We start from the raw sequence: 3,150 nt of genomic DNA on the forward strand, positions 1-3,150 counted from the left end.
AGATATACGTATGTGTCATTTGATCCCGCTTGTCTTTCTGGTACTTCACTGTTTTGACGTTTCCGCTCAGCAACTCAAATTCGTATTCCGTGGATTTGATGTCCTGTTTCACAGGTGCCAGTTCCGGCACATCCTGCAAAGTCTGTAAGACGTTTCCATGCAAATCGTAGGTATAATGCGTCGCAGAAGCATATTGTGTTTTAAAATCCGTAGTCGGTGTTACCGTAGTGTAATACGCTACCGAAGCCACACGGAAACGCAGGTTCTGCTGCCCTGGATTGGTTTGTCCAGGCTGCAAAGTAAACCGCGCTTGAACTGCCGGCATGTAAGCCCGGTCGTAATACGTTTTGGTTACTTCCGTGCGGGCACTTCCGCTTGCTGTGATCCACGCTCTGAATACCGTACTCACAGGATCTTGTACTTTCAGTAAGGTTGTTTCGTTGAATGCCGTTCCCGGAACTACCTGCCCCACTTCTTCAGGTCTTCCCTGTTTGTCGTAGAAGACATAACTGTATTTATTTGCTTGCTGCTGTTCCGGGTTCTGTGACAACACAATCCGTCCGTAGAAATCGTACCAAAACCTGGTTGCTCCCTGTTGATCCGGGTTCGTGGTATTCACCAGCTGATTGTAGGAATTATACTGGTATTTTGTTTCAAAGGATTGTGCCGGAGTCATTGGAGTTCCGATCGTTTGCCTGCTGGTATTGATCGCCGCATCCTGGCTTGGAGACATTTTTCCTACTCCTTTCGGAGCTACGGTGCGCACCAGGTTTCCTGCCTGATCGTAATAGAACTGCGTGTATTGGTAATAGCGGAATTTCCCCTTCATGGTGAAGTTCTCCGTGGAGAAAGCCTTTGCACATTTCGCTTTGTAAGCTGTTTGGAATGCCTGATACACTTCGGTTACACTGAGTTCATATGCCTCCATAGCATCGTGCATCATGTTATCCAGAACCGGCTGGTAGCAGATCTCAAAATCGGGATCGAACAGCGGTTCGTTACACAAACGCTGCCCATTGTCTCCACAATAACACAGGTTGACCTGCAAACAGGTATTGGTGACCTGGGCTACAACTGTTTTCAACTGACCACACTCATAGTATTTCACTTCCAGTTCGAAATTGCTGTTGGTCGTACAATTGGAGCTCGTAGCCCACATTTCGCCGAAGGAAACAATTTTGGAGAAATCAAAATCCGGGTTTTCTGCCACCAACATGGTAAAAGTACACGGAGTTTGCGAATCATTTTGGAAAGACAAAACCAATTTCCCAGGAATCACCGTTCCTTTGTAGGAAGATCCCAGGAGTTCTTTTTCAAACAATTCTCCGTGTTTGTACACAATATTCTCAACCGCCAGGTTCAACGGAGAAGCCTGAACCAGTTTTCCGCGCATTGCCTGAACAGTCAGTATTTTTTTAAATTCATCCATCACCGGGTTCATTTCACACACCGGGTTAGCACTTGTAGCGTTACATCCTTTGTGGAAGAAATCGTAATCTTTAAACTTCAGGTCGTATCCCAATCGTTCATTCAGGAAGTTGGTCAGAATCGTCTCGTAGTTTGAAGCAGCTTCAAATGCCGCACTATTCAAACCATAAGTTATGGAAGCAAAAGTGTAAGCAGCACTATAAGCACTATTCACTTCTTCACAGCTTTTGCAGGAAGTGTTTACTTCACAAGTCAATTCACCCGGAACCATTTTGTTAGCTGCAACAATCAAGGCATTGGCATTCGTCATCCATTGGTTATTTCCTTCGTCGTAAAACTGATCACAAACACACAGCAGGTTATCAATATCTTCCATATCAATTCCTTTGTAGACATGCAGATACGCTTCAATAGAAGTTGCCGGAAGTATCGTTCCGTTGGCAATTCCCGCCTGGTAATCCGCGCGGACGTCCATCAGGATATCACAGCCACACTGATCCAACTTCGGAAAAGCTGCTGGCATTTCACTCGCTTTCTTATAAGGTCCGGGGAAGGTAACCAGGTACTGTGAACAGGTCGGATCCGGGTAGCCGGCTTTTCCGGTCAGGTACTCGTCCAGAACTCCACGGATGTCTGTATTTCCGTTTTGAGTGTGTTCTCCCTGCGGTGCCGTGGTTGCTCCCATCGGATGATTGCTGTCGCAACCCAACATACACAATTCGATGAATTCATTTTTCAAGGCTTGCCGCTCAACAGAAGTCAACGCATCAATCGGGGCGCAACCTGCCAGGTCTTCCAGCCACTGTTCCGCATATCCCTCACAGCTGGTGCTGCAGGATTCTGCAATGATGGGATTGATCACCCCGTAAGCGGCCTGTTCAGAAGTAATCATATCCATATCAAAAGCAAAGGCTTCGGTATTCCCGAAACGCGGTGAACGCGTAGCCAAATCTGATTGAGGAAGAGAACCACAACCGGTAACTGTTCCCACAGCACCGATACATTTGTTAGAACATCCATGGGCATCTGCATAAGCCTGTTGTGCCAGGAAAACCCGTGTATGCTTTTCAGCCAGATATAAATTGCGAAAAGTTAACCAAACCAGATCTTTGTTACAATCATCAAAATTCAGGCAAGTGCTCATGTTGTTTTTTCGACAATCCTGTCCTGAGACCAGGAAAACTGCATACTCCCACATTGAAAGATCCGCAACATCATTCACATCATTCATATAAAGATTCATCTCTGCCAGCATAGCTGCTGAATAAGATGCTCCTAATGAATCCGGTAAGAAAAACGGATCAGGATTACTCGGAATAGAAGTGGAAGGACTCGGGAAAAAAGTATAATAGGAATTCGGAACACCGTTTGCCAAAGGCATCAGGTAGCCCTGGGAAAGTGCTGTTTCATAGGAATTGATTCCCAGCATCTCTTGATCATACTTATTGGATGATTCATTGAGGTAGCAGAATTCCAGGTAACAATATTCCGGATGCTTGCTCAGCAACACCTCCGCCCACTCTTCGCGGAAATTCGTTACAAACCATTCCAATCCGGCTGTTCCTGCAAGGCGTGAAGCGGGTACTGCCACCTGATTCTCATCCAGATACGTCAAGGTTCTCCAGTTCACCCCCAATGCTCCGGACGGATTGAATACCGAATACGCATCTGAAGACGTCCAGCTTGTTTCGTTGTACGTTCCATACTGTCCGCCGGGACTTA

1 protein-coding gene is annotated in these 3,150 nt (G+C 46.3%); it reads right to left on the minus strand.

Annotated elements, in window-relative coordinates; genetic code table 11:
• Positions 1-3,150, minus strand: a 3,150-nt coding sequence (locus tag Q1V93_RS06645) for a hypothetical protein (RefSeq protein ID WP_300663028.1), incomplete at both ends; no start/stop codon positions are given.

It is taken from the genome of Fluviicola sp. (assembly GCF_030151805.1).
In the GTDB taxonomy this organism is placed as follows: domain Bacteria; phylum Bacteroidota; class Bacteroidia; order Flavobacteriales_D; family Crocinitomicaceae; genus Fluviicola.